At 71.5% G+C, this 25710-nt stretch carries 23 protein-coding genes; 9 read left to right on the forward strand and 14 right to left on the reverse strand.

Annotated features, from left to right (window positions below; all coding sequences use genetic code 11):
• Window positions 1-69: 69 nt before the first annotated feature.
• The 6 genes from AB0J33_RS09580 to AB0J33_RS09605 all read right to left on the reverse strand — a co-directional run bounded on the left by AB0J33_RS09580 (window position 70) and on the right by AB0J33_RS09605 (window position 7049).
• Window positions 70-1632 carry a fused MFS/spermidine synthase gene (locus AB0J33_RS09580; protein WP_363611697.1) on the reverse strand — a complete coding sequence of 521 codons (1563 nt, stop codon included), beginning with the start codon at window positions 1630-1632 and terminating at the stop codon, window positions 70-72.
• A 36-nt stretch (window positions 1633-1668) separates the two neighbouring features.
• Window positions 1669-2685, reverse strand: a complete 1017-nt coding sequence (locus AB0J33_RS09585; protein WP_363611699.1) for a hypothetical protein — start codon at window positions 2683-2685, stop codon at window positions 1669-1671.
• 192 nt (window positions 2686-2877) lie between these two features.
• Window positions 2878-3687, reverse strand: a complete 810-nt coding sequence (locus tag AB0J33_RS09590; RefSeq protein WP_363611701.1) for an inositol monophosphatase — start codon at window positions 3685-3687, stop codon at window positions 2878-2880.
• Window positions 3680-4132, reverse strand: a complete 453-nt coding sequence (locus AB0J33_RS09595; RefSeq protein WP_030491688.1) for a response regulator — start codon at window positions 4130-4132, stop codon at window positions 3680-3682. The genes AB0J33_RS09590 and AB0J33_RS09595 overlap by 8 nt, the downstream gene beginning before the upstream one ends.
• Complete coding sequence (locus AB0J33_RS09600; protein ID WP_363611703.1) at window positions 4129-5853, reverse strand: ATP-binding protein; 1725 nt, start codon at window positions 5851-5853, stop codon at window positions 4129-4131. Before AB0J33_RS09600 ends, AB0J33_RS09595 begins: the two co-directional genes overlap by 4 nt.
• Window positions 5850-7049, reverse strand: coding sequence for a fused response regulator/phosphatase (locus AB0J33_RS09605; protein ID WP_363611705.1), 1200 nt, complete (start codon window positions 7047-7049; stop codon window positions 5850-5852). Before AB0J33_RS09605 ends, AB0J33_RS09600 begins: the two co-directional genes overlap by 4 nt.
• A gap of 329 nt (window positions 7050-7378) precedes the next feature.
• Here AB0J33_RS09605 and AB0J33_RS09610 point away from each other — a divergent pair, with 329 nt between their 5' ends.
• A complete protein-coding gene (locus AB0J33_RS09610; protein WP_363612362.1) occupies window positions 7379-9751 on the forward strand; it encodes a M28 family peptidase in 2373 nt (790 codons plus the stop codon).
• 60 nt (window positions 9752-9811) lie between these two features.
• Here AB0J33_RS09610 and AB0J33_RS09615 read toward each other — a convergent pair whose 3' ends face one another.
• A complete protein-coding gene (locus tag AB0J33_RS09615) occupies window positions 9812-10300 on the reverse strand; it encodes a hypothetical protein (RefSeq protein WP_363611707.1) in 489 nt (162 codons plus the stop codon).
• 282 nt (window positions 10301-10582) lie between these two features.
• On the opposite strand from AB0J33_RS09615, the gene AB0J33_RS09620 reads away from it, so the two are divergent.
• The gene (locus tag AB0J33_RS09620; RefSeq protein WP_363611709.1) at window positions 10583-12736 is read left to right on the forward strand and encodes a tetratricopeptide repeat protein; all 2154 of its coding nucleotides are present in this window, start codon (window positions 10583-10585) and stop codon (window positions 12734-12736) included.
• A 4-nt stretch (window positions 12737-12740) separates the two neighbouring features.
• Here AB0J33_RS09620 and AB0J33_RS09625 read toward each other — a convergent pair whose 3' ends face one another.
• Together AB0J33_RS09625 and AB0J33_RS09630 are read right to left on the reverse strand one after the other, a co-directional pair.
• Entirely contained in the window at window positions 12741-13682 is a 942-nt protein-coding gene (locus tag AB0J33_RS09625) for a threonine/serine dehydratase (protein ID WP_363611711.1), read from the reverse strand.
• A gap of 16 nt (window positions 13683-13698) precedes the next feature.
• Window positions 13699-14499, reverse strand: coding sequence for a proline hydroxylase (locus tag AB0J33_RS09630; protein WP_363611713.1), 801 nt, complete (start codon window positions 14497-14499; stop codon window positions 13699-13701).
• A 194-nt stretch (window positions 14500-14693) separates the two neighbouring features.
• Between AB0J33_RS09630 and AB0J33_RS09635 the strand changes: the two genes are divergently transcribed.
• Together AB0J33_RS09635 and AB0J33_RS09640 are read left to right on the forward strand one after the other, a co-directional pair.
• Window positions 14694-14942, forward strand: a complete 249-nt coding sequence (locus AB0J33_RS09635; RefSeq protein ID WP_363611715.1) for a hypothetical protein — start codon at window positions 14694-14696, stop codon at window positions 14940-14942.
• A 32-nt stretch (window positions 14943-14974) separates the two neighbouring features.
• Window positions 14975-15319: a hypothetical protein gene (locus AB0J33_RS09640; protein ID WP_363611717.1), complete on the forward strand. Its 345-nt coding sequence runs from the start codon at window positions 14975-14977 to the stop codon at window positions 15317-15319.
• A gap of 62 nt (window positions 15320-15381) precedes the next feature.
• Here AB0J33_RS09640 and AB0J33_RS09645 read toward each other — a convergent pair whose 3' ends face one another.
• From AB0J33_RS09645 to AB0J33_RS09655, 3 genes are all read right to left on the reverse strand, one after another.
• Window positions 15382-15636, reverse strand: coding sequence for a Smr/MutS family protein (locus AB0J33_RS09645; protein WP_007465523.1), 255 nt, complete (start codon window positions 15634-15636; stop codon window positions 15382-15384).
• Window positions 15637-15755: 119 nt separating this feature from the next.
• A complete protein-coding gene (locus AB0J33_RS09650) occupies window positions 15756-16124 on the reverse strand; it encodes a tetratricopeptide repeat protein (protein ID WP_363611719.1) in 369 nt (122 codons plus the stop codon).
• Window positions 16125-16254: 130 nt separating this feature from the next.
• Window positions 16255-17025: an ROK family protein gene (locus AB0J33_RS09655; RefSeq protein ID WP_363611721.1), complete on the reverse strand. Its 771-nt coding sequence runs from the start codon at window positions 17023-17025 to the stop codon at window positions 16255-16257.
• A gap of 62 nt (window positions 17026-17087) precedes the next feature.
• Here AB0J33_RS09655 and AB0J33_RS09660 point away from each other — a divergent pair, with 62 nt between their 5' ends.
• The 3 genes from AB0J33_RS09660 to AB0J33_RS09670 all read left to right on the forward strand — a co-directional run bounded on the left by AB0J33_RS09660 (window position 17088) and on the right by AB0J33_RS09670 (window position 20456).
• Window positions 17088-18725 (forward strand): ABC-F family ATP-binding cassette domain-containing protein, encoded by a 1638-nt coding sequence (locus AB0J33_RS09660; RefSeq protein WP_363611723.1) that lies wholly within the window; start codon window positions 17088-17090, stop codon window positions 18723-18725.
• A 38-nt stretch (window positions 18726-18763) separates the two neighbouring features.
• The gene (locus AB0J33_RS09665) at window positions 18764-19072 is read left to right on the forward strand and encodes a hypothetical protein (protein ID WP_124822832.1); all 309 of its coding nucleotides are present in this window, start codon (window positions 18764-18766) and stop codon (window positions 19070-19072) included.
• 658 nt (window positions 19073-19730) lie between these two features.
• On the forward strand, window positions 19731-20456 hold the full coding sequence (locus tag AB0J33_RS09670) for a methyltransferase domain-containing protein (protein ID WP_363611725.1): 726 nt from the start codon (window positions 19731-19733) through the stop codon (window positions 20454-20456).
• Between the two features lie 79 nt (window positions 20457-20535).
• On the opposite strand, the gene AB0J33_RS09675 is transcribed toward AB0J33_RS09670, so the two are convergent.
• Both AB0J33_RS09675 and AB0J33_RS09680 read right to left on the reverse strand, forming a co-directional pair.
• Complete coding sequence (locus tag AB0J33_RS09675) at window positions 20536-21546, reverse strand: LacI family DNA-binding transcriptional regulator (RefSeq protein ID WP_363611727.1); 1011 nt, start codon at window positions 21544-21546, stop codon at window positions 20536-20538.
• Between the two features lie 65 nt (window positions 21547-21611).
• A complete protein-coding gene (locus AB0J33_RS09680; RefSeq protein ID WP_363611729.1) occupies window positions 21612-23114 on the reverse strand; it encodes an amino acid permease in 1503 nt (500 codons plus the stop codon).
• Between the two features lie 200 nt (window positions 23115-23314).
• Between AB0J33_RS09680 and AB0J33_RS09685 the strand changes: the two genes are divergently transcribed.
• Both AB0J33_RS09685 and AB0J33_RS09690 read left to right on the forward strand, forming a co-directional pair.
• Window positions 23315-24985 carry a family 10 glycosylhydrolase gene (locus AB0J33_RS09685; RefSeq protein ID WP_363611731.1) on the forward strand — a complete coding sequence of 557 codons (1671 nt, stop codon included), beginning with the start codon at window positions 23315-23317 and terminating at the stop codon, window positions 24983-24985.
• Window positions 24986-25163: 178 nt separating this feature from the next.
• A complete protein-coding gene (locus AB0J33_RS09690; RefSeq protein ID WP_363611733.1) occupies window positions 25164-25700 on the forward strand; it encodes a phospholipase in 537 nt (178 codons plus the stop codon).
• Window positions 25701-25710: the final 10 nt, after the last annotated feature.

A 25710-nucleotide genomic window follows, 5' to 3' on the forward strand; every position in this document is an offset into this window, starting at 1 on the left:
TGACCGTTGTTGCCCAGGAACAACCGACCTACACCTGGAGGATCGGAATCGGTCAGGACTGTCACCCGTTCAGGCGGTGGCCAGCAGTTGGTCCACCGGGGCGTAGTCGTCGGTCAACACCATCGCCCCACCGACGAAGTCCGTCAGCGCCGCACCGGAGAGCAGACTGACCTTCGGATCCACCTCGCTCAGCCGGGCGCGGACGGCGTCCAGCGGCAGCGGCGCGTCCGAGCCGACGATGAGGAAGTTGGCGCCCTGTTCCTCGGCGAGCGCCTCCGGCGGCGCGATCAACGCGACGTGCCCGAACTCGGCGGCCACCGTGGCCAGCTCGGCGCGGATGAACCGCAGCGGCGGATAGTCGATGACGTTCTGCACGTACACCCCGCCGGGGCGGGTCACCCGTCGGATGTCGGCGGCCATCTCGCGGGTGGCCAGGTGCCACGGCACCACCAGGTGACCGAACGCGTCGCCGACCACCAGGTCGCGGCTGTCCGTCGGCTCGCCGGCGACCAGCATCCGGGCGTCACCCACCACCGCCCGCAGCTCCGGCCCCGGGCGTACGCCCAACTCGCGCTCGCCCAGCTCGACCAGCCCGCCGTCGATCTCGAACACCAGGTTGTCGGTGCCCGCTCGGGTGGCGGTCAGGTAGCGCGGCATGGTGAACCCACCGCCGCCCAGGTGCAGCGCGTCCAGGCGCTGACCGGCCGGCGCGGCCACGTCGGCGACCGCGCCGATCCACTTCGTGTACGCGTACTCCAGGTGCTTCGGGTCGGCGAGGTCCACGTACGAGTGTTGGGCGGAGTTGAGCAGTAGCGTCCGCCCGGTGGCGCGGGACGGGTCCGTGGTGACCCGGGCGCAGTGGTATGCCGTCTCGATGTCGCACGGGTTCGGTGCCACCGTGCTCAGGCCCGCCCCGACGAGGCCGAGTACGGCCAACGCGGCGCGGGTCCGGGCCGGACCGGGCAGCTCGGTGGGCTCCTGCCGGCGCAGGTACCAGCCGAGGCCGATGCCGACGAGCCCGAGCGCGACCGCCAGCGTCAGCAGGATGACGGTGCTGCGCAGGGCGGCGACCAGCACGAACCCGGTGAGCAGGGTGGCGGTGATGCCGCCCAGGGTGCCGATCCCGGAGAGTCGGCCGACCACCTGGCCGGTGCGGCGCAGGTCGGCGAGTTGGAGCTTCACGACCAACGGGGTGACGGCCGCCAACAGCGCGGCCGGCACGAACACGGCCAGCGCGACCAGGAGCAGGATGCCGCTGGCCGCACCGCCGCGCAGCACCTCACCGGCGTATCGGACGACGGGCAGGGTGACCGCGGTGGCGATGCCGGCCAGCACCAGCGCCGGCGCCAGCAGGCCGCGCGGGTTGCGGCGGTCGGCCAGCCAGCCGCCGGTCCACGCCCCGTAGGCGATCGCGGCCAGCGCGATGCCGATCACCGAGCTGGTCACCTGGAGGGTCACCCCGACGTACGGGCCGACCAGGCGCAGCGCGACGGTCTCCAGCACCAGCACGGCGCCGCTGGAGAAGAAGACCAGGAAGGCGGCCAGGCCGTTGGGCAGCGCCCGGCCGGTGACCGGCACGGGCGGGGCCGGGGAGGCGTGCGGGGCCGCTACGTCGGACGGTGGGGAACTCATCGTCGCGATGGTACGCAGCGAAGCTGGTGCTTCGGGTCAGTACATCGAGAGATGAACATGGTTCGTGTGGGACGCGGCGGGACTGCCGCTCCCGCTGTACGAACGCCACCCCGTGCCGGGATGCCAGATCTGCCTGTACCAGATCACGTAGAGCACACCCAGCCGGTCGGCGTTGCGCACGTGCCAGGCAGCCAGGCTGTCCCCGTACGCCTTGTCGCCGCCGGTCGCGTTCTTGTCCTCGAAGCCGTTGGTGGCGGCCGAGAAGTCGCAGGCCCGCCCCTTCGGGTGCTCGCCGCCACCGCCGCTGCGCTTGCAGGAGACGTGCCGCTTGTAGCCGGCCGCCTGGGTCTGCTTGAGCGCGTTGAGCGTGCGCGGAGTGATGCATCCGGAGGTGGTCGGGTCCTTCACCGAGCAGGATTCCGACGGCCACGACCCGTCGGAGTTGCGCGGCGCGGGCTTCGCCGACGCGGAACTGCCGCCGCTGAAACCGTTGCTGCCGCCCGAGCTGACCTCGGCCAGCGCCTCCTCGGCTTCCTTCTTCTTCTTCGCCATCACGGCGAGCTGCTTCTGCTGCTCGCGGACCTCGGCGTCGATGGCGACCTTGGCCTGCTGCGCCTGCTGCCGCGCCTCGGTGAGATCACGCAGCCGCTTGCTGTCCCGCTGGGCCATCAGGTCCAGGTCGCCCGCGCGTTGCAGGAACGCCTCCGGCGTGGCGGCGTTGAGCAGCATCGACGCCGCGCTCAACCGACCGAAACGGTACGACTGCGCGGCCACCTCACCGACCTGGGCGGTGAGCCCGACCAGCCGGCCCTCCAGCGACGTCAGCTCGCCGGTCAGCGCCGTCTGGCGACGCTTGGAGTTGTCCAGTTTGGCCTTGGCCTCGATGTGGCCCTTGGCGGTCAGCTCCAACGCGTCCTGCAGCTTCTTGCTGCCACCCTCGCCCGGCTCCGCGTACGCGGGCACGGCGGCACCGCCGAGCACCAGCGCGACGGCGGCGAGCAGGGCGAACAGAGCGCGGCGACCGAGCCGCGGGCTGAGCCTGGTCCTGGGCACGAAAGCGTCCTTCCGTCGACCGCCGGCCCCGGTTGACCACTACGCGGCGGCGTCTTCACCGGCGCCGGTCGGCGGCCTGCTGGCGGAGACCGCCGGTCACGATACCGGACTGTGGGCCGGTGACCAGCCCCCTGAGCCTCGGGCTGTCTCGATGTCGACGCAGCGTCCCCAGCTGGTCGCGCAGCGCGTGGATCAGGCGCTGAGGAGGGCGTCGCGCACCTCGGCCCAGACCTGCTCGTTGGCCGCGACGAGCAGCCCCCGGCCGTCGTCGGCAGGGTGGTAGTCGTCGCCGTCGAATCGCCGGGCGACGCCCCCGGCGGCACGGACCAGCAGGGTGCCCGGGGCGTGGTCCCACGGCAGGGTGCGCCAGAAGAGGACGAACTGCTGCTCGCCGGTGAGGATGTCCAGGTATTCCCGACCGGCGCAGTGCTGGCCGGGGAGCAGCTCACCGAGGCGCCGACCGCCGGCGCGGACCCGGTCGCGGGTCTCCGGTGGCAGGAACTTGGTCATCGCCGCGCCGCGCAGCTCGCCCAGCGGCGGCACCGCGCCGGTGCGGTCCACCGGCCGGCCGTTGAGCAGGGTGCCCTCGTCGGCGGAGCCGACGGCGAGAGTGTCGGCGAGCGGGTCGAGGATCCAGCCGGCGGTCGGTCGCCCCTCGCTCAGCAGCGACACCATCAGGGCGAACGGTCGGCGACCCGCGGCGAAGTTGGCGGTGCCGTCGACCGGGTCGACCAGCCAGACGTCGCCGCCGCCGCGCAGGTGTCGGAGCAACCCCGGCTCGTCGGCGACACCCTCCTCGCCGACCACCATCGAGCCCGGCCGCAGCCGGCGCAAACCCGCCGAGATCAGCTCCTCGGCCCGGCGGTCGGCGACGGTGACCACCTCGCCGGGCGCCTTCTCCGACACGTCATCGTCGTCGAGCTTGCGGAAGAGTGGCAGCACGACCTGTTCAGCGGCCTCCCAGAGCAGGTCGCCGACGTCGTCCAGCAGGGTGTCAGCCACGCGGCGGCAGCTTGACCACGCTGACGAAGAACTCGTCGATCTGACGGACCACCGAGATGAAGCGCTCGAAGTCCACCGGCTTGGTCACGTAGGCGTTGGCGTGCAGTTGGTAGCTGCGCAGAATGTCCTCGTCGGCCTGCGAGGTGGTGAGCACCACCACCGGAATCCGGCGCAGGTCCTGGTCCTTCTTGATTTCTTCGAGCACCTCCCGGCCGTCGCGGCGGGGCAGGTTGAGGTCGAGCAGGATCAGGTCGGGCGCCACCGCGTCGGCGTACTGGCCCTCCCGTCGCAGGTAGGCGAGCGCCTCGGCGCCGTCGGAGACGACGGTCAGCCGGTTGCGCAGCTTGTGCTCCTCGAACGCCTCCTGGGTCATCAGCACGTCGCCCGGGTCGTCCTCCACGAGCAGGACCTCGATCGGGCTCTTGCCATCCGCAGGCGCGGTCATCCCACCGTCTCCCTCATGTCACCCGTTCTACCGCTTTCCGGCGTCTCGTCGGCCCGGTCCGGCTGGTCCGGTCCGTCAGCCTGCTCCGTCAGCGTCCCGTTCGAGGACGTGGTGTCCCCCGCGCTCGTGGCCTCCGACTGCTCCGACGGGTCGGCAGCGGCAGCCGCCTCGACGTCGCCGGGCAGCGCCGGCAGGGTGAACCGGATGGCGGTGCCCTCCGGCACGTCGGTGTCCACCCAGACCCGGCCCCCGTGATATTCGACGATCTTCTTGACGATCGCCAACCCGATGCCGGTGCCCGGGTACGCGTCCTTCGAGTGCAGCCGCTGGAAGATCACGAAGATCTTGTCGGCGAACTCCGGCTCGATCCCGATGCCGTTGTCCTGGCAGGTGATCTCCCACTCGGCGCCCACCAGGCGGGCCGAGACATGCACCTTCGCCGGCACGTCCGGGCGACGGAACTTGATCGAGTTGCTGACCAGGTTGGCCAGCAGATTGGTGAGCAGCGGTTCCTCACCCGAGATCACCGGCAGCTCGGTCCAGGTCAACTCGGCGTCCGCGTACTGCCGGGCGGCCTCGGTCTGGCCGGCCACGTCACCCATCACCTTGTTCAGGTCGACCTCGACGAAGCCGGTGGTGAGCCGCCCGATCCGGGAGAACGCGAGCAGGTCGTTGATCAGGCGCTGCATCCGTTGCGCGCCGTCGACCGCGAAGGCGATGTACTGGTCGGCCCGCTCGTCGAGCTGCCCGGCGTACCGGCGCTGGAGCAACTGGCAGAAGCTGGCGACCTTGCGCAGCGGCTCCTGCAGATCGTGCGAGGCCACGTACGCGAACTGCTCCAGGTCACGGTTGGACCGGGTCAGCTCCTCGGCCTGCTTCTGGAGTTGGCTGTTGACCCACTCGATGCGCTCGCGGGCGGCCCGGACCTCGGCCAGGTCGGCGGCGATCTTCTGCCGCATCGCGTCCACGTCCTCACCGAGCCGGAGGAACTCCGGTGGGCCGGTGGTGGCGATGCGGTGCTGGTAGTCACCCTCGGCGACCTCGCGGACCTGGTCGGCGAGCCCGATCAGGGGCCGGACGACCATCCGGTCCAGGGAGAGCAGCAGCAGCGCCCCGGCGACGACCACCACCAGCGCGGCGATGATCAGCAGAACGACCAGCACGTTGCTGCTGTTGCGCACGTTGGCGGCGGACTGCTCCCGGGCGGCCAGGATCTCCTGCTGGAGGTCGTTCACCGCCGACCGCACCTGGTCGAACTGCTGCCGGGCCTGTTCGGTGACCAACGCCTGACCGGCGTTGGTGCCGCTCTGCTCGGTGGTGGCGATCACCGGCACCGCCACCGACTGCCGCCACTGCGCCGTGCGCTCCTCGACGAGCTTCAGCTCCTGACCGACCTGCGGATAGTTGTCGAGCAGCGCCCGCATCGCGGTGACGACGCTCTCCTCCTGCTGCAATCCCTCCCGGTAGGGGTTCAGGTCGGCCGGGTCACCGCTTACCGCGTACCCACGGATCGCCGTCTCCTGGTCGAGCAACGCGTTGAGCAGCTCCTGCGACTGCACCCGAAGCGGGCCGGTCTCGTTCAGCACCGCGTCGATCTGGGTGCGGTTGCGGGCGGCCATCGCCGCCTCCGCGGTGGCCAGGCCGATCAGCAACACGCCCACGACGGTGAGCAGGGTGATCACCCGGCGGCGCAGGCTCCAGCCGCCGACGACCGGCCTCACCGGCCACCACCGCGGCTGACCAGCAGCATGGCCACGTCGTCGGCGAGCGCGCCGCCGTTGAGCCGCTCGGCCCGGCCGACCAGCCAGGCCGGCAGCTCGGGCAACGACACCGAACGGTTGTCCGGTTCGTCAAGCAACCCACTGAGGCCCGGCACGTCGAGCCGTTCGTTGCCGACGCCCACCCGCCCCTCGATCAGGCCGTCGGTGTACATCAGCAGGGACCAGTCATCGGTGTCGAACTCCAGGTCGTAGGCGATTGGCCGGCGAGGACGTACGCCCAGCAGCAGGCCGCCGGGCGCGGGCACCGGGGCGACCCGGCCGCCGGAGAGCAGCAGCGGTGGTGGGTGCCCGGCCAGTCGGACGGTGGCCCGGTTGGCGTCCAGGTCCAGTCGGGTGGTGGCGACCGTCGCGAAGATCTCCTGGAGGCGGCGCTCACTCATCAGCACCTGCTCCAGCGCGGGCAGCACCTCGTCGTCCGGCACCTTCGCGAGCACCAGGGCTCGCCAGGCGACCCGGAGCTCCACGCCGAGCGCGGCCTCGTCCACCCCGTGCCCACAGACGTCGCCGACGATCAGGTCCAGGCGGTCCGGGCGGGTCTGCACCACGTCGAAGAAGTCCCCGCCGATCAACGCGGCGTGCCGGCCGGGGCGGTAGAAGGTGTGCACCGCCACCTGGTCGGTCGTCATCAGCGGTTGGGGCAGCAGGCCGCGTTCGAGGCGGGCCGACTCGGCCTGGCGCAGCTCGACCTCGCGCAACCGGCGGGCGTTCTCGTCGGCGCGCTTACGCTCCACGGCGTAGCGCAGCGCCCGGGTCAGCAACACCCCGTCGACCTGGCCCTTGACCAGGTAGTCCTGGGCACCCTCGGCGACCGCCACGACGCCCAGGTGCTCGTCCGTGCGACCGGTGAGCACGCAGACCGCCGCGCCGCTGGACATCTCCAGCACCTGGCGCAGCCCGTCCAGCCCCTGCGCGTCCGGCAGGCCCAGGTCGAGCAGGACGCAGTCGACGTCAGCGATCCGCTGCCGCGCGTCCCGCAGGCTGGTGGCCACCAGCAGGTCGATCATCGAGTTCGTCTCGGCGAGCAGCTCACCGACCAGGAAGGCGTCGCCCTCGTCGTCCTCCACCAGCAGCACCCGCAACCGCTCACCCGGCGGCAGGTTGGCATGCCGCGCCAGCCCGCCGTGCGGGTACGGCACAACTGGGGAACCGGCCGAGCCGGCCCCCCGGTGCGGCCGGGTCACCGCCGCGAGACGCGGGAGTTCGCTGGTGATGTCGGGCTCCTTCCGAGTGCCCTGCTGATCCTGTATTAGACAACGGTCGCACACAACACGATGCGTGCGGCGCGGGCGGGGATGGGCAGCGTCACTGCCCACGGACGGACATCCTTGCCGATCGGTGACCGACCGGCCGTGCCGCCCGGCGCCGCAGGGCGGCAGGATGATCCCACCCCAGGCCCCACCATCCCCGAGGAGTTCCCGTGGGCGCACCCACCACCCCGGCCACGACGGGCACGCCGCCACGTCCGATTCCGGGCGTACCCCCGGCCGACCGCGCGCTGACCCGGCCGCGTCGGCGGCTGGTTGCCGCCGCGGCGGCGCTGGTCGCGCTGGCCGCGGTCGGCGCCGGCAGCCTGCTCGACCTGCGCACCCCGGCGCCGAGGCCGGCGGACGCGCCGGCGGGGGCGTTCAGCGCCGGTCGGGCGTACGCGGACGTCCAGGTGATCGCTGCCCGCCCGCACGTCGCCGGCAGCCCGGCCAACGAGCAGGTCCGCGCGCACGTCGAGCAGCGGTTACGGGGGCTGGGCCTGGAGACCGAGGTGCAGGACACCGTGGCGCCGGAGGCCGGGCAGCTCAGCGGGGCGGCGGGCGGGGCGACAGTGGCCCGGGTCCGCAACGTGGTGGCCCGGCTCCCCGGCACCGACTCGACGGGCCGGATCTTCCTGGTCGCCCACTACGACTCGGTGCAGACCGGGCCGGGCGGCAACGACGACGCGGCCGGCACGTCGACCATCCTGGAGGTGGCCCGTGCGCTGACCACCGGCCCCCGCCCCCGCAACGACATCGTCTTCGTGCTGACCGACGCCGAGGAGGCGTGCCTCTGCGGCGCGTCCGCGTTCGCCGCCAGCCACCCGCTCGCCGTCGACGGCGGCGTGGTGCTCAACCTGGAGGCGCGGGGCTCCACCGGGCCGGTGATCATGTTCGAGACGTCCCGGAACAACGCGAAGCTGGTGGACATCTTCGGCCGGGCCGCCCCGCACCCGGTGGGCACCTCGTTCGCGGTGGAGATCTACCGCGCGCTGCCCAACGACACCGACTTCACCGCCTTCCTCGATCGGAAGTTCGTCGGGCTGAACTCGGCGTACATCGACGGCGGCGCCATCTACCACACGCCGTTGGACACTCCCGCCGCGATGGACCGGGGCAGCCTCCAGCAGCACGGGGACAACGCGCTGGGCCTGGCCCGCGAGTTCGGTGGCACCGACCTGACCGATCTGCGCTCCGGGCACGACGCCACCTACTTCCCCGTCCCCGGCGGACTGGTCCGCTACCCGGGCTGGCTTACCCTGCCGCTGGCCCTGCTCGCCGCGGTGGCGGTGGCAGCCCTGGGGTGGCTGACCCGTCGCAGCGGCCGGGCCAGCACCGGCCGGCTGGTCGCCGGCTTCGCGCTGACCCTGGTGCCGATCGTCGCCGCGCCGGTCGCCGCGCAACTGCTCTGGCTGGCGATCACCACGATCCGACCGGGGTACGCGGAACTGCTCGACCCGTACCGGCCGATCTGGTACCGGCTGGCCGTCCTGGCGCTCGCCACCGCCATCCTGTTCACCTGGTACGCGCTGACCCGCCGCCGGATCGGCCCGGCCGCGCTCGCCGTCGGCGGGCTGACCTGGCTGGCCCTGTTCGGGGTGCTGCTCGCCGTGGCGGTGCCCGGCGGGGCGTACCTCACCACCCTGCCGGCGCTGGCCGGTGCCCTCGGCGGGCTGGTGGCGCTGCGTACCCGGCAGACCGGGCCGTGGCCGGTGGTGGCGGTGACGGCCGCCGCGGCCGTCGGTGTGGTCATCCTGCTGCCCACCGTGGTGCTGCTCTTCCCCGCGCTGGGAATGGCCATGGGCGGGGTGGCCGCGCTGGTCGCGGTGCTGCTCGGCCTGGTCGCCCTGCCGGTGGTCGACCTGCTGCACCCGCAGGCCGGCGGTCAGCGCGGCCTGCGGGCGTTGCGGGCCCGACGACTCGCGGTGCTGCCGGCCGGCGCCGCCGCCGTGGCGGCGGTGGTGCTCGCCGGGGTCGGGCTGGGCGTCGACCGGTTCGACGCCGCCCATCCCGCGCCCACCCACCTGATGTACGCCATGGACGCCGGCACCGGCCAGGCCCGTTGGCTCAGCCACGAGACCGATCCGCAGCCGTGGACGGACGGCTACGTGGACGGGGTGACCGACGTCGGCGACGACTTCCCCGGGCTGGGCGACGGTGAGCTGCGGGCCGGCCCGGCGGCGGCGGCGAACCTGCCGGCGCCGAAGCTGGAGGTGGTGGCCGACGCCACCGCGGCCGGCGAGCGCACGCTGCGGCTGCGACTCATCCCGCAGCGGGCGGCTCGACTCGCCACCCTGCACGTGGACACGTCGACCGCCACCGTGCTGCGCGCCGAGGTGGCGGGGCGGTCGGTGCCGGTGGAACCCCGAGCGGGGAGGTGGGGCTTCGGGCTGGTGTTCCACGCCCCGCCGACGGAGGGCGTCGAGGTCACGTTGACTCTGCGGCCGATCGCCGGGCAGGTGGCGCTACGGGCGATGGACGCCAGCGACGGGTTGGACGCGCTACCCGGCTTCCGTCCCCGGCCGCCGGCCGTCGGCGTCGTCGGGTCGCACAGTTCGGAGATGCTTGCGGTCGCCCGTACCTATCCCATCTGACGTCACGTTGGTCCGGCGGGATGTTGCGGCCCCGCCGGACCACCGGTTCGCCTCTTCCGGTCAGCCCGCCGGTTCGGGTTGGCCGGCACCGATTCGGTGCCAGCGATTACCGTCGTGATCGGTGAAGGTGAGGTCCACCAGGACGGTGTCGGCCGCACGCAACCGGTGCTCCGCCGCCACGGTGACGAAGAGGTCGTGCACCTCGTGGCCCGGTATCCGACGGACCTGTTTCGCCGCGGCCAGCGCGACCGGCGGGCCGTCCGGGTCGTCGGCGGGGACGAGCCGAGCCAGCGCCGAAACGTCAAGAACCGGGGCGTCACTCTCGTTGGCCACGGTGACCCGCAGCACCGAGGTGCCGCGGATCTCGGCCACCGCCGAGACCAACCGGGCCTGGGTGGCCCGAATCCGCAGGTCGTCGTTGCGGCGGGCGCGAATTTCCCGCCGTAGTCCGAGGTAGACGAAAAGCACACTGGCGATGGAGCCGACCGCGCCGAACCAGTCCGGTACGGAACCCCAGTCGACCACGTCCTGGATCGGTGACCAGTTCATGTGTCCATCGTGGATGCGCCTGTCGAGTGCCGCGCCCGGCCGGTCGGCTCGATTCAACGGCGAATTGGGAATTGCGGCACCGATTCCGGCCATCCGGGTGGCCTAAACAGAGAGTGTGCAACCCAGTACGGTGGTGGATACCCTTGCGTTCTACATGGTGCGGGTGGCAATCCCTCCGACTGTCCACCAGATGGACAGGATCTTTCGCCGCCGGCCCATTGCGGAATTCGCCACCGAAGGGGGACCGCATTGACTGCGGACGCTCCACCCGAGGATGCCGGCGTGCCTCGGCCTGCCTACGACCGGCCGAGTCGCGTCTCCGTCGATCCACCACTCGGGCGACTCGACAGCCCACTGCACGGGCGCGACGACCTGATCAACGAGATCGTGCAGCCGGGGGAAGATGCCGCGGGACGTCCCCCGGTGCACATCCTGTGTGGCATGGGCGGCTCCGGCAAGAGCCACGTCGCGCTGGAGATCGCCCGCCGGGCCCGGGCCGACGGCCGGACGGTCTGGTGGGTGCAGGCGGGGCGGCTCAACTCCGGCATGCGGGAGGTGGTCAGCCAACTCGGCGCCTCGGAGACCCAGGTCGACCAGGCCTGGGCCGGGATGATCAGCGCGACCGACCTGGTGTGGCGCTACCTCAACCAGGCCGCGCAGCCCTGGCTGCTGATCTTCGACAGTGCCGACGAGCCCGCCACGTTGGGCCCCACCGACGGGGTGCTCGCCGACGGCACCGGTTGGCTGCGCCGCCCCGAGGCCGACGACGGCATGGTCATCGTGACCAGCCGGGACGGCAACCGGGCCACCTGGGGCACCTGGTCGACGCTGCACCAGGTGCGCCCCCTCGGCGCCGACGCCGGCGCCCAGGTGCTGATCGACCGGGCCGGCGCGCAGGCCGGCGACCTGGCCGACGCCCGGGAGCTGGCCCGGGAGCTGGGCGGGCTGCCCCTCGCCCTGCGCGCCGCTGGCAACTACCTGCGGTCGGTCAACGCCAGCCCGGTCTGGCGCGGCTCCTCGACCATCACCACCTTCGCCGACTACCGATCCGCCGTGCAGCGCCGATTCCGCTCGCCGCTGGACAGCCCCGACGTCGACCTCGACGAGTCCCTCGGCCTGGAGATCGTCCGCGAGGTCGACGACATCTCGCTCGACCTGCTGGCCCGCCGCCAGCTCCAACAGAGCCGGCCGCTGCTCAACGTGTTGGCGTGCCTGAGCATCTCCCCGGTGCCCTACGAGGTGGTGCTCAAGCCGGCCATCCTGGCCGAGTCGCCACTGTTCAAGGGGCTCACCGGCCGGCAACGGGTCAAGGTGCTGGAAGGCATCGGCGATCTCGCCCTGGTCGACTTCGACGTCCAGGAGGAGGTCACCGACCCGGCGTTCGCGCACGTGCTGTCGCTGCACCCGCTGGTGCACGCGATGTTCCGCGACCGCGACGAGGTCCGTGAGCAGATCGCCGAATACCACGGGCTGGTGATGAAGTTGCTGCTCGCCGCCACCGAGGGGCAGAACCCGGACGACTCGGCGGCCTGGCCCAACTGGGACGTGCTGGTGCCGCACCTGGTCGAGGCCGTGCGGGAATATCTGGTGCCGCAGAAACACAAGCACGACCCCGAGACGGTACGCCGGGCGCTGGAGCTGACCCGGCTCACCGCCCGCTACCTCATCGCGGCCGGCCTGCCCGGCTCGGCGTTCGACATCCTTGACCCGATCGTGCGGGGCTGCGCCGCGTACGACCACGACCTGGACCGGCCGCAGGTGTTGGCGCTGCGCCACGAGTTGGGCCGCACCTGGTTGGAGCGCAACCAGCCGGAGATGGCCGACCGGGTGCTCCGCGAGGTGATCGCCGACCGCACCAGGGTGCTGGGCAGCGACGACGCCGACACCCTCGCCAGCCGGCACAAGCTCACCAAGGCGATCATGGCGCAGCGCCAGTGGCCGGAGGCCGAGCTGGAGCTGCGGCAGATCGTCGCCGCCGAGGACCAGGTCCGCGGCCCCGAACACTGGGACACCATGATCGTGCGGCACAGCCTGGCGCTGGCGGTGCTCGCCCAGCAGCGGGCGCCCGAGGCCGAGGAGATGCTGCACGCCATCCTGGAGGTCCGCTACCGGCTGTGGCCGCTCAACCAGCCGGAGACCTGGCAGGCCCGGCACACGCTGGCCCGTTGCATGCAGGCGCAGGGCCGGTACGCCGAGGCGGAGGCCGAACTGCGGGCCACCCTGGCCACCGTGGAACCCCGGCACGCCGACCGCAGCGAGGTGCTCGCCATCCGGTTCACCCTCGGCCTGGTGCTGCTGCTCGAGGAGCAGGTCGACGCGGCGATCGAGGTGTACGAGCAGTTGCTGGCCGACCGCCGTCGACTACTCGGGGACACCCACCTGGACACCCTCCAGGTGGAGCACGCGCTGCGCCGGCTGCGCAACGGCGGCGACTGACCGGTCAGTGCGGCGCGACCGGGCCCAGGTCACTCGGGTCGGTGTTGCCACCGCAGATGATCACGGCCACCCGCTCGCCCGGCTGCGGCACGTACGCGCCGCCGACCAGCGCGGCCAGCGCGGCGGCGCCACCCAACTCGGCGGCGACCCGCAGCTCCGACCAGAGCAGCCGGCGCGCCCGCACCAGGTCCTCGTCGCGGACCAGCACGGACATCACCTCCGTCCGCCGGGCGGTCTCGAAGGCGATCTCGCCGATCCGCCGGGCACCCAGCGAATCGGTGGCGATGCCGCCCACCTCGATGTCGACCGGACGGCCGGCCTTAAGCGCCGAGTGCAGGGTGGGGATCTGCTCGGGCTCGACCGCGACGACGCGTACCGACCCACCGAACCAACTGGCGATACCCGACACCAACCCGCCGCCACCGACCGCCACCAGCACGGTGTCGAGCCCGTCCACCTGCCGCTCCAACTCCCGACCGACGGTGCCCTGACCGGCCACCACCTCCGGTTGGTCGTACGCGTGCACGACCAACGCGCCGGTCTCCCCGGCCCGCTGGGTGCTCGCCGCCAACGCCTCGGCGTAGTGCTGACCGACCTGGCGCACCTGGGCGCCCAGCCCGGCCAGCCGCTGCACCTTGACCGGCGAGGCGGTCACCGGCACGAACACCTCCGCCGGCACACCCAGCGACCGCGCCGCGTACGCCACCGCGAGGCCGTGGTTGCCACCCGACGCGGCGATCACCCCGGCCGAGGGCAACGACCCCTGAAGCATCCGGTTGAACGCGCCGCGCGGCTTGAACGAGCCGGTGTGCTGATGCAGCTCCAGTTTGAGGCTGAGCTGCCCGGGCACCCCCAGATCGGCGCCGTCGACGGCGATGACCGGGGTTTCCCGGACCCGCCCCTCGACAAGAGCCGCAGCCGCTTCGACGTCGCTTCTGTCCACCATGGGGAAACGCCCTTCACTACGACCAGAGGGCCAGTCGACCATCGTCGGTGAGCCCGACAAAACATCCTATGGAGATCCGTCGGCCATCCGTCGCGGGACGCACCGTGTGGTAATGCCGCGGATCAAACAGAAAACCCTCCCCGAGCGTGGGGCGTAGCGTCAACGACTGCGCGTCGGCGACCAGCGACTCCTGGAAGCCGTACCCGCCGGGAATCCGCAGAGCCTCGTCGTTCGGCTGCCAGCGCCGCCGCCACAGCACGGTCTCGCCACCGGACGGCGGCACCCGGATGTAGATGTTGAACGCCAACTGCGCCACCGCCTCGCCGTCGAGCAGCCTGCCCGCGTACTCCCGGACCGCGTCGTCGAAGTGCACCTGGAGCCCCGCGTTGATCTCGCGGACGATGCCGACGTGCATCTCCCGGCCCTGCCGCCGCCCCGGCGCGACGTCCGGCCAGGCGCTGCGGAACGCGGCCAGACACAGCTCCCGGGGCGATTCCGCCAGGCCCAGCGTGGACCAGCTCTTCTCGGCCGCGCGGGCGGCGTCCCAGTAGTCCTCGCGGAGTTCACCGCCGGCCCGGTGGTCGTTGATCGCCGGGCCGAACTTGGCGACGACGGGAAAGACCCGGCTCTCGTCATAGCGATCCATCGGCGCGTTCGCCAGGGCGGCGGTGATCGCCTGGCAGCGGGCCGCGGACAACAATCCCGGCACCCGGACGGCGGCCAGCCGACCCGCGATGAGCCCGGCGACATCCGCACGGGTGATCGACTCTGCTTCGACGGCGACGAACAGGGGGTCGGTCCTACTCGAATTCTGCACGGCGGTCCTCCCGTAACGAAGATCCCTCACCGGACATGTCGCGCCCCCCGATCCGCGCACCGTGAAATGTACAAACCTCCGGCAAGGCGGGGTTCCGTCAGTTCCGGGCGGCGTGGCGCGGACGCCGCTACCATCGGCACAACCGGGATAGGCGACACCGAGCCGTACGGCGGAACCTTTCCACCGATCGGGGAATGGTGACGATTCTCGGCGTGACGCATGATGCGACTAGTTCGAACGCTGACAAGGAGTTCGAGATGGCAGGCGCCGGCCCGACGGATCTTGATATGCACCTCGACCGCCTGGAAACGGCGCGTCGAATAGCCCGGGAAATGATCGAGTCCGACCACCAGGCCCTGGAGCTCGCTGTTCGGCAGCGCCCACAGTGCTGGTCCCGACGCCCGGTCGGCCACGGCGCCCGCGCCGACGCCCTCGCGGGCTGACGCTCCCCCGCACAACGGCGGATACTCCGGCGATGACTCTGTCACCGCCGCGCACCGACAAAATCGACGCGCGCTCCTCGTTCCTGGTGCTTGCCGGCTGGTACGTGGCCGTCGTCGTGGCGTTCGGCCTGTTCCTCGGCACGCTCCCCGGGTCGGTTCCGGCGGACTGCGGCGAGGTGTGCGACTCCGAACGATCGGACATGCTGATGTTCGGTTTCTATGTGGCCCTGCCGGCGGTGTTCCTCGCGCTGCTGATCAGTCTGGCGACGCTGGCGGTGCTCATCTCCCGCAGCCGGATTCGCTCGTCGGCCCTGGTGGGCTCTCTCGCCGCGGTACTTCCGCTGCTCGCCTGTGGCCTCCTCGCCACCAGCCTCTGACCGCGCTCCGTTGCTCAGTTGATGGTGAGTAGTTCAAAACGCGGTTCAGAGGTGCGCCGTTGCTACTTCCAGCGGAAGTGGACGAAGAGGCGACCGAAGTTCTTCGAGTCCTTCTCGACGCGGTGGTAGAGCTGCTTGACGTCCTTCTGGTCGAGGAACCGCAGCACCCGCTTCTTGAGCTGGCCGGACCCCTTGCCAGGGATGATCTCGACGAGGGTGGCCTTCTTCGCCACCGCCTCGTCCATGATCCCGCGTAACGCGCGGTCGATGTCCTGGCCCTTGTTGAAGATCTCGTGCAGGTCCAGCTTGAGCTTCATGCCGCAGCCCCCGGCCGGTCAGGTCCCATGTCCGCCATCCTAGGCACGTCCGTCAGATCGACCGGCGACGACGAAGGGGCGGCCCCGGAGGACCGCCCCTGCCACGTCACGTCGAGCGCTCAGCGCCGGCCGCCCACGCGGGTCTCCACCCGCTCCAGCGCGGTCCGGTAGTCGTCGTTGGCCGCGTACATCGCGGCGGCGATCCGCAGGTGCCGCAGCGCGTCGGTGGGTCGGTTGAGCCGCTCCAGCGTTCGACCGAGCACGTGGTGCGCGTAGTGGTCGCTCGGGTCCCGCTCGATCAGCTCCCGCAGGTGCTCCTCGGCCCGGTTGAGCTGGGCCGACTGGAAGTACGCCCGAGCCAGCAACTGCCGGACCGCAGCGTTGCCCGGTTCGGCGTCGATGATCGGCTCCAGCAGTCGGGCCGCCCCGCTGGGGTCACCGGTTTCGAAGAACATGGTCGCCCGCCGGTAGTCCGCCAGAAGATCCATCTGCCACCTCCTCGGGTCGCACCGTCACCTGTTCCGACGCTGGCACAACACCCGGCGTTTGGCGACTGTTCCCGGAGTCGAGATCGAGTCACTTCCGGCCGCCGACGGGCCGCTGACGGCCGCCGAAGGGTCAGGTCCGGGCGTCCCGGCGCCCGGCGGACAGCTCCCAGGCTCGGACACCGCCGACAATTCCGGCGGTGTTCGGCACCACCACCACATCGTCGCCCATCCGGGCCAGTTGCTCGGGCCGGATCAGTCGGGAGTTACCCCCGCCCAGGTAGAGCCGGTCCCAGCGGAACACCGGGCGGAGCCCGTCCACCACCTGCCGGATCCGGCGGGACCAGAAGGCGTCACCGAGCCGCCGCCGTTCCGGCTCACCGACGTACGTGTCGTAGGTGGTGCCCCAGCGCACCGGCGCGTGTGACAACTCCAGGTGCGGGGCGAGCACCCCGCCGTCGAAGAGCGCGCTGCCCAGCCCGGTCCCCAGGGTCAGCACCAGCTCGCAGCCGGTGCCGGCGACCACGCCCGCGCCGTGTACCTCGGCGTCGTTGAGCACCAGCGCCGGCACCCCGAACGCGTCGGCCAGCGCGCCGCGCGCGTCCCAGCCGGACCACTCGGCGAGCAGGTCCGGGTCGATCCGGGTGCGGGGGCCGTTGCGGGTCACGTAGTGCGGCGTGGTCACCACCACTCCGTGCCGGATCATCCCGGGTACGCCGACCGTGAGCCGGTCCGCCGCCGGCAGTCGCCCGCCCAGATCCAGCAGGGTCCGGACAAACAACGCAGGCGGCAACGGGTACGGGGTGGGCACCCGCAACGGCCGGGCCCGCATCGTCCCCGCCTCGTCGAGCACGGACGCCTTGATGCCTCCGCCGCCACAGTCGATCGCCAGTGTGGTCACCACGTCGTTGAGTCTGCCCGCTGGTGGCCGGTCGTATGCGGGCGGCCGGATAGGCTGCCGTCCTGATGAGCGCCACGATGATCGTCAAGGACCTGGCCGCCGGGCACGGCGACCGCTCGCTCTTCGCCGGATTGGACCTGGTGGTCGCCCCCGGCGACGTGGTCGGGTTGGTCGGGCCGAACGGCGCCGGCAAGTCGACGTTGCTGCGTACCCTCGCCGGGTTGTTGCCGGTCGAGGCCGGCAGCGTGCGACTCAGCCCGCCCACCGCGAGCGTCGGACACCTGCCGCAGGAGCCGGAGCGGCGACCGGGCGAGACGGTACGCGACTTTCTGGCCCGCCGGACCGGGGTGGCCGCCGCGCAGGCGGCGTTGGACGCGGCGACCGAGGCGCTCACCGCCGGGGCGGCGGGCGCCGACGACGCGTACGGCGACGCGCTGGAGCGCTGGCTCGCCCTCGGCGGCGCGGACCTGGACGAACGCGCCGAGCAGGTGAGCGCCGACCTGGGTCTCGCGGTAGACCTGGACCACCCGACGACCGGGCTCTCCGGCGGCCAGGCGGCGCGGGCCGGGCTGGCGTCGCTGCTGCTCAGCCGGTACGACGTGTTCCTGCTCGACGAGCCGACCAACGACCTGGACCTGGCCGGGTTGGAGCGGCTGGAGGAGTTCGTCACCGGGCTGCGGGCCGGCACGGTGCTGGTCAGCCACGACCGGGAGTTCCTCACCCGGACGGTGACCCGGGTGCTGGAGCTGGACCTGCCGCAGCAGCAGGTCAATCACTACGGCGGTGGTTACGCGGCCTACCTGGAGGAGCGCGAGGTGGCCCGCCGGCACGCCCGCGCGGACTTCGAGGAGTACGCCGACACCAAGGCCGGGCTGGAGGCTCGGGCCCGCACCCAGCGCGGCTGGATGGAGAAGGGCGTGAAGAACGCCCGCCGTAAGGCCACCGACAACGACAAGATCGGCCGCAAGTTCCGCAGCGAGTCGAGCGAGAAGCAGGCCGCCAAGGCCAAGCAGACCGAACGGCTGATCGAACGGCTCGACGTGGTCGAGGAGCCCCGCAAGGAGTGGGAGCTACGGATGGAGATCGCCGCCGCGCCCCGCGCCGGCGCCGTCGTGGCCACGCTGCGCCATGCCGTCGTACGCCGGGGCGGCTTCACCCTCGGCCCGGTCGACCTCCAGATCGACTGGGCCGACCGGGTCGCGGTGACCGGGGCGAACGGTTCGGGCAAGTCCACCCTGCTGGCCGCGCTGCTGGGGCGGCTGCCGCTGGACGAGGGCACCGCCTCGCTCGGGCCGGGCGTGGTGGTCGGCGAGGTGGACCAGGCCCGCGGTCTGTTCCTCGGCGACGCGCCGCTGATCGACGCGTTCCAGGCGGCCGTACCGCATCTGTCGCCGGCGGACGCGCGGACCCTGCTGGCCAAGTTCGGGCTGCGTGCGGCGCACGTGCCCCGGCCGGCGGCCACCCTCTCGCCCGGCGAGCGGACCCGGGCGGCGCTGGCCCTGCTCCAGGGCCGTGGGGTCAATCTGCTCGTGCTGGACGAACCCACCAACCACCTGGACCTACCCGCCATCGAGCAGCTCGAATCGGCGCTGGCCAGCTACCCCGGAACGCTGCTGCTGGTCACCCACGACCGGCGGATGCTGGCCGCCATCGAGACGAACCGGCGACTGCGGGTCGACGCCGGGCGGATCGCCGAGGATTGATCCGTGCCCGCGGGCCGGCGCGGGGTGAGAATGACGCCATGCTCAAGTGGGAGTACGCCCTGCTGGTCCGCCGCCGCCAGGCCGCGACCAACGACCTCGGCTGGGAGGTCGTCTTCGTCTGGTACGGCCCGGACGGCTCGATGGTCGACGTGACGCCGTACGGCGACACCTCGCTGGCCCACCTCAACCGCGCCGGCGACCAGGGCTGGGAGTTGGTCGCGATGAGCGAGGACCCGTCCCTACCCGGCAACCACGAACTGCACCGTTACCACCTCAAGCGGCCGAAGCCCGCCGACCCGCCACCCCGCCAGCGAATGCGCGGTGGCCGCCGCACCCTCTCCGGCTGACGCAGCCCTCTACGGCCAGGCCCGGACGGGCAGCGACCGATCGGACAGCGACCGGACGAGCAGCAACCGGCAGCCCAGCGCTCAGTGAGGCACGCCCACCGGGCACCGCTCGAACGGGAGCGCTCGAACGGCAAGGCTCGGACGGGGCCGCTCGGACGGCAACGCTCGGAAGCGGCCGCTCGGAGGACAACGCTCGGACGGGGCAGGGCTTGGCAGCCCGGCGCTCGGCCGCGTGGGCCTTCGGTGGGCAACAACGCGAGCCCTGAGCCTGGTCCGGTGTCCCCGTTAAGCGATATACCTGTGTGTCATATTTATGCCTCACAGGCATAACGGCCATCGCGGTCCCGTCCGCAGCCGCGACACGCCCGCTGGCGGTCGAGCCGGCCGCACGACCAGACGGTCAAGCCTGCCGCACGAACAGACGGTCAAGCCTGCCGCACCACCAAGCGGTCACGCCAGCCGCACGACCAGACGGTAATGCCGACCGCACGCCCCAGACGGTCAAGCCGTCCGACGACCCAGACGGTCGAGCCGCCCCCACGAGCAGTCAGTCGAGCCAGCCGCACGAGCAGGTCGCGACGCCGGGCCGCACGAGCAGGTGGACGAGAGGGGCATACCGGGCGTGATTGCGGGTATCGCGCGGCGGGAGGTGGCCCGAATGGTCGCTTTGGCACAAACTCCGCCCTCGGCCGACCGGCTGCGGGCGATCGACGACTTTCTCGCGCAGGCGTGGGCGGACCAGGTCCGGCACGATGATCGGCTGCGGGACCTGGCGATCGAGGTGCGGTTCGACCGTGGGGTTGCCCACCTCACCGGCGACGTGGCCGAACCTGCCCAGCTACGGCTGGTACGGGACCTGGTGGGACAACTGGCCGGTGTCTACGGCGTCTGGTGCCGGGTGGGCATCGGCGGACGAGCGCCGGTGGTGGTGGACCTCGGCTGCGGGCCGACCAAACAGTGGTCGAGCAACCTCGGGTTGGACATCTACCCGGCACCCGGCGTCAATGCCGTCGCGGACCTGTCCGGTTCGCTGCCACTCGCCGACAACTCGGTGGACGTCCTCTTCGCGGTGCACATCCTGGAACACCTGATCGATTTCCTGCCCCTCGTCGACGAGTGCCACCGGGTGCTCCGCCCCGGCGGCGTCCTGCACGTGATGAGCCCGTGGTGGGGGCACGTGAACGCGGTGGCCGACCCGACCCACGTCCGGCTGATGGACGTGCAGACGTTCAAGGGGATCTGTCAGCTCCGGCCACCGGGCACCCCACGGTGGTACCCACTGCACGCCGGCTGCGACGGCGCCTCGATCTTCGCCGATCTCACCCCGCTCCCCCCGGACGCCGACCCGGCAACCCAGTCCCACCTGGCCCGCTTCTTCGACTGACCACCACTCACCCACCCCACCTGCATTGACCATCAAGTTGTTGCGGCGACACGCGTCATCCGTGGCAACAACTTCATGATCAACGGGAGGGGTCGGTGGACTCGCGGAGTTCCAGGCGGTACGGGGCCGTGAGTTGCTGGGCGGGGACGGTGCGGTCGTCGTTCAGGCGGTTGGCCAGGAGTCGCACGGCGAGGCGGGCGATCTGCTCCTTGTCCGGGGCGACCGTGCTCAGGGTCGGAACGGAGAACCGGCCGTCCTCGATGTCGTCGAAGCCGACCACTGCCACGTCTTCGGGAACGCGCAGGCCGGCCTCGTGCAGGGCGCGCAGGGCACCCAGGGCGAGCGTGTCGTTGAAGCAGAAGACGGCGTCGGGGCGTACACCGGCGGTGAGGAGGCCGCGCATCGCGGCCGCGCCGTCCGTGCGGTGCCAGGCCGGCGCGGACGCCACCAGGGCCTGGTCGTGGTCGAGCCCGGCGGCGCTCAGCGCGTCGCGGTAACCGGCCAGGCGCAGCCGGGAGCTGGCAGCCTCGTCGGTGCGCTGCGCGCCGATCGCCGCGATCCGGCGGCGACCGAGCTGGATCAGATGGTTGGTGATCTCCCGGGCCGCTGCCACGTTGTCGATCACCACGCGATCCGCCGGGTCGTGCTCGACCCGCTCGCCCAGCAGCACCATCGGGGTGCCGTCCAGGCCGGCCAGGTCCTTCGCGGTGAGCGCCAACGGACTGAGGATCAGCCCGTCGATCAGGTGGTCGGTGATGCCGGGGGCGAGCACCCGCTGCTGCCCACGTCGACCGCCGGTCTGGTCGATCAGCACCGTCCAGCCGTGCTCGGCGGCGGCGGCGATCACGTGGCGGGCCAGCTCGGCGAAGTACGGGATGTCCAGCTCCGGAACGGCCAACGCGATCACGCCGGTCCGGCCCGTGCGGAGGTGACGGGCGGAGAGGTTGGGCCGGTAGTTGAGTTCGGCGATCGCCTCCTCGACGCGGGCCCGGGTGTCCGGTCGCACATGCCCGCAGTCGTTCACGACATTGGAGACGGTCTTGACGGACACACCCGCCCGCTCGGCCACGTCCTTGAGCCTGTGTCGCACGCCGCAGCCTCCCGGGGTGAGGAGCGCACCATACCGTCGGCATGGGGCGCTCCCGCACCGCCGGATCAGCTGTCGGCGGTGGGCTCCCGGGTGGCCGGGGCCACGGCGGGCTCGTGTCGGGCCAGCCGGTTACGGCGGTAGCCGTAGCCGAAGTAGATCAACGCCCCGAGCAGCATCCAGGCCAGGAACCGCAGCCAGGTCTCCACCGACAGGTTGAGCATCAGGTAGAAGCAGGCCAGCGCCGAGACGATCGGCAGCACCGGCGAGAAGGGCACCCGGAACGGCCGCTCCAGGTCCGGCCGCTTGCGGCGCAGGATCGGCACCGCCACCGACACCAGCACGAACGCGCAGAGCGCGCCGATGCTGACCAGGTCGGCCAGAGCGGACAGCGGCAGGAAGCCGGCCAGCAGCGCGACCGCCACCGTCATGATCGCCGAGATCCGGTACGGGGTGCCCCAGCGCGGGTGCACCTTCGCGATCGAGGGCGGGATCAACCCGTCCCGGGCGATGGCGAAGCCGATCCGGCCCATCGCCACCAGGTCGACCAGGATGACGCTGGTCAGACCCGCGACCGCGGCGATGGAGACCAGCACGGCGGCCCAGCCCGCGCCGACCGACTCGAAGGCGGACGCGATCGGGGCACCCCGGTCGATCTCGGTGTACGGCACCATCCCGACCACCACCAGCGAGACGCCGATGTAGAGCACGGTGGAGATCAGCAACGTGCCGAGCAGACCCAGGGTGAGGTCCCGCTTGGGCTTCTTCGTCTCCTCGCCCAGGTTGGCCACGGCCTCGAAGCCGGTGTACGCGAAGAAGACCACGGCGGCGGCGCTGAGCACGCCGACGAAGCCGAAGACCGACGGCTCCAGCCCGAACAGCGCCTGCGTGACCGGTTGCTTGATGCCGTCGTCGCCGCTGCCGGCGGGCTCGGCCGGCGGGATGAACGGGGTGAGGTTGGCGGCCTTGACGAAGAACAGCCCGGCGACCACCACGAAGACGCAGATGGCCACCTTGACCAGTACCAGCAGGTTGGTGATCCGGGCGGATTCCCGGATGCCGACGATCGCGATGATGCCGAGGATCAGGACGATGGCGATGGCGCCCACGTTGACCGTGCTGCCCTCCTCGCCGAACCATCTTGTCGGCAGGTCGAGTAGTTCGGCGAGGTAGCCGGACCAGCCTCGGGCCACCACGGCGGCGCCGAGCGCGAACTCCAGCAGCAGGTCCCAGCCGATGATCCAGGCGACGATCTCGCCCATCGTGGCGTACGCGTAGGTGTAGGCGCTGCCGGCGGTCGGCACGCTGGAGGCCAGCTCGGCGTAGCAGAGGGCGGCGAGCAGGGCCACCACGCCGGCGATGGCGAAGGAGATCACGACGCCCGGCCCGGCGCTGTCCCGCGCCTCGATCCCGGTGAGCGTGAAGATGCCGGTGCCGATCACGATGCCGATACCGAAGCCGGTGAGGTCGATCGCGCCGAGCCGTCTCTTCAACCCCAGTTGGCCGTCGGTGCCGTCCGCCTCACCTTGAGCTATCACGTCTTTGATCGGTTTTGTGCGCAGTACGGACACCGGTCACCCCTCCCGCCGTACGACCACCTCCGTGGCGGCCGGTGACCGGCGTTGCTACCCAGCGGCGCGATTGGTCAACCACGAACCCTTGCGGCAACGGCCAGACTGTGAAAATTTCCTACCAGCAACGCGGACATCGACGGCGAATGTTGCCGTGGGTCGCGCGGACATCCGGGAGCCCCAACGAAGGGACACACCGCATGAAAGCCATACGAATCGGAGCAGCTGGGCTCGTCGCGGCCGTGATCGGCACGCTCGTCACCATCACCCCCGCGAACGCCGCACCCAGCGCGGCCGGCACCACCACCGCCACCACCGCCACCTGCGCCACCGACCCGGCCACGCCGAAGCGGCAGTTCCGGGCCATGTGGATCTCGTCGGTGGTCAACATCGACTGGCCCAGCAAGGCGTCCCAGACCAGCCCGGACCGGATCGCCGCCCAGCAGGCCGAGTACCGCGCACTGCTGGACCTCGCCGAGCGGTTGCACCACAACGCCGTCGTGGTGCAGGTCCGACCGACCGCCGACGCGCTCTGGCCCTCGCCGTACGAGCCCTGGTCGGAATACCTGACCGGCGTACGCGGCCAGGACCCCGGCTGGGACCCGCTGGCCTTCCTGGTCGACGAGTCGCACCGGCGCAACCTGGAGTTCCACGCCTGGTTCAACCCGTACCGGGTCTCCATGCCGGCCCCCGGCGGCGCCGGCGCCGATCTCGCCCAACTCGCCCCCGGCCACCCCGCCCAGCAGCATCCCGACTGGACCTTCGCCTACCCGCCGGCGGGCGTGGCCGGCAGCCGGCTCTACTACAACCCCGGCGTTCCCGAGGTCCGCGAGTTCGTCCAGACCGCGATGATGGACGCGGTGAAGCGGTACGACATCGACGGCGTCCACTTCGACGACTACTTCTACCCCTACCCCAGCGGCACCTACCAGGTGCCGGACGACGCGACCTTCGCGGCGCACAACCGGGGCTTCACCGACCGGGCCGACTGGCGGCGGGACAACATCAACCTGCTGATCCAGGAGATGAACGGGAAGATCAAGGCGGCGAAGCCGTGGGTGAAGTTCGGGGTCAGCCCGTTCGGCATCTGGCGCAACAAGACCGCCGACCCGCTGGGCTCGGACACCACCGGCAGCCAGTCGTACGACATCATCTCCGCCGACACCCGCAAGTGGATCAAGCAGGAGTGGATCGACTACGTGGTGCCGCAGCTCTACTGGTACATCGGCCAGTACCCGGCCGCCGACTACGCGCGCCTGGTGCCGTGGTGGGCCGAGACGGTGCGCGGCACCCGCGTGCAGCTCTACATCGGCCAGGCCGACTACAAGAGCGGCGACCCGGCGTACGGGCCGTACTGGCAGAACCCGCGTGAGCTGTCCGACCACCTGACGCTCAACCGGTCCTACCCGGAGGTGCAGGGCAACGTGCACTTCTCCGCGGTGCAGGTACGCGCCAACCGGCTCGGCGCCACCGACATCTACGCCGGGGAGCACTACTCGCGCCCGGCGTTGGTGCCGGCCATGCCGCACCTCCCGGCCCGGCCGCTGCTCTTCCCGGTGGCCACCAGGGCGACCCGGCAGGCCGACGGGGTCCGGCTCACCTGGCGGCAACCCGCCGACGGCGTCGGCCCGCTGGGCACGGCCACCTCGTACGCGATCTACCGCTTCGACGGCACCACGCTGCCCGGCCGGTGCGCCACGGCCGATGCCGCGCACCTCGTCGACACCGTCCGGGCCACGCCCGGCGGCGGCGCCCAGTCCTGGGTGGACAGCTCGGCCCAGCCCGGTCGGCGCTACACGTACCAGCTGACCGCGCTGGACCGGTCGGCCAACGAGAGCCCCGCGAGCCCGCCGGTGTTCGTGCTGCGCTGACCCGCTCCCCTGGATGCCCCGGACGCCTCGCGCGTCCGGGGCATTCGTCTGTTTCAACGTATGTCACCAATAGTTGGCGACGCGCATACCGCCTAGTTGATCAGCTGATCGACACTCATCGACATCCGGTAACCCGCCGGTAACTTGCTGCACCCGCTCACCCCCGCGGAGGTAAACCGTGCCCCGACGTCTCGCCACCCTGCTCGCCTCGGGCGCGTCAGCGCTGCTCGCCACCCTCGTCATCGCCTCCCCCGCCGCCGCCGTCACCCCCGCCCAACGACTGTCCGTGCTGTCCAGCTGGACCCAGACCAGCGCGTCCAGCTACAACTCCTGGAACAGCGCCCGGGTCAACCAGGGCGCCTGGGCCGAGTACACCTTCAACTGGTCCACCGACTACTGCTCGTCCAGCCCGGACAACCCGCTCGGCTTCACCTTCAACCTGGGCTGCTACCGGCACGACTTCGGCTACCGCAACTACAAGGCGGTCGGCCAGTTCCCGGCCAACAAGTCCCGCCTGGACAGCGCCTTCTACGAGGACCTGAAGCGCGTCTGCACCACGTACAACTCGGTCGTCCGGCCGGCCTGCTACAGCCTGGCCTGGACCTACTACCAGGCGGTCAGCATCTTCGGTTCGGTAGCGGCCGTGCAGCAGGCCGACATCGACCGCGCCGCCCGAATGAAGGCCCAAGCCGAAGCCAAGGCCGCAACCCGCTAACCCCACCCCC

It is taken from the genome of Micromonospora sp. NPDC049645 (assembly GCF_040675155.1).
Taxonomy (GTDB): Bacteria; Actinomycetota; Actinomycetes; order Mycobacteriales; family Micromonosporaceae; genus Micromonospora.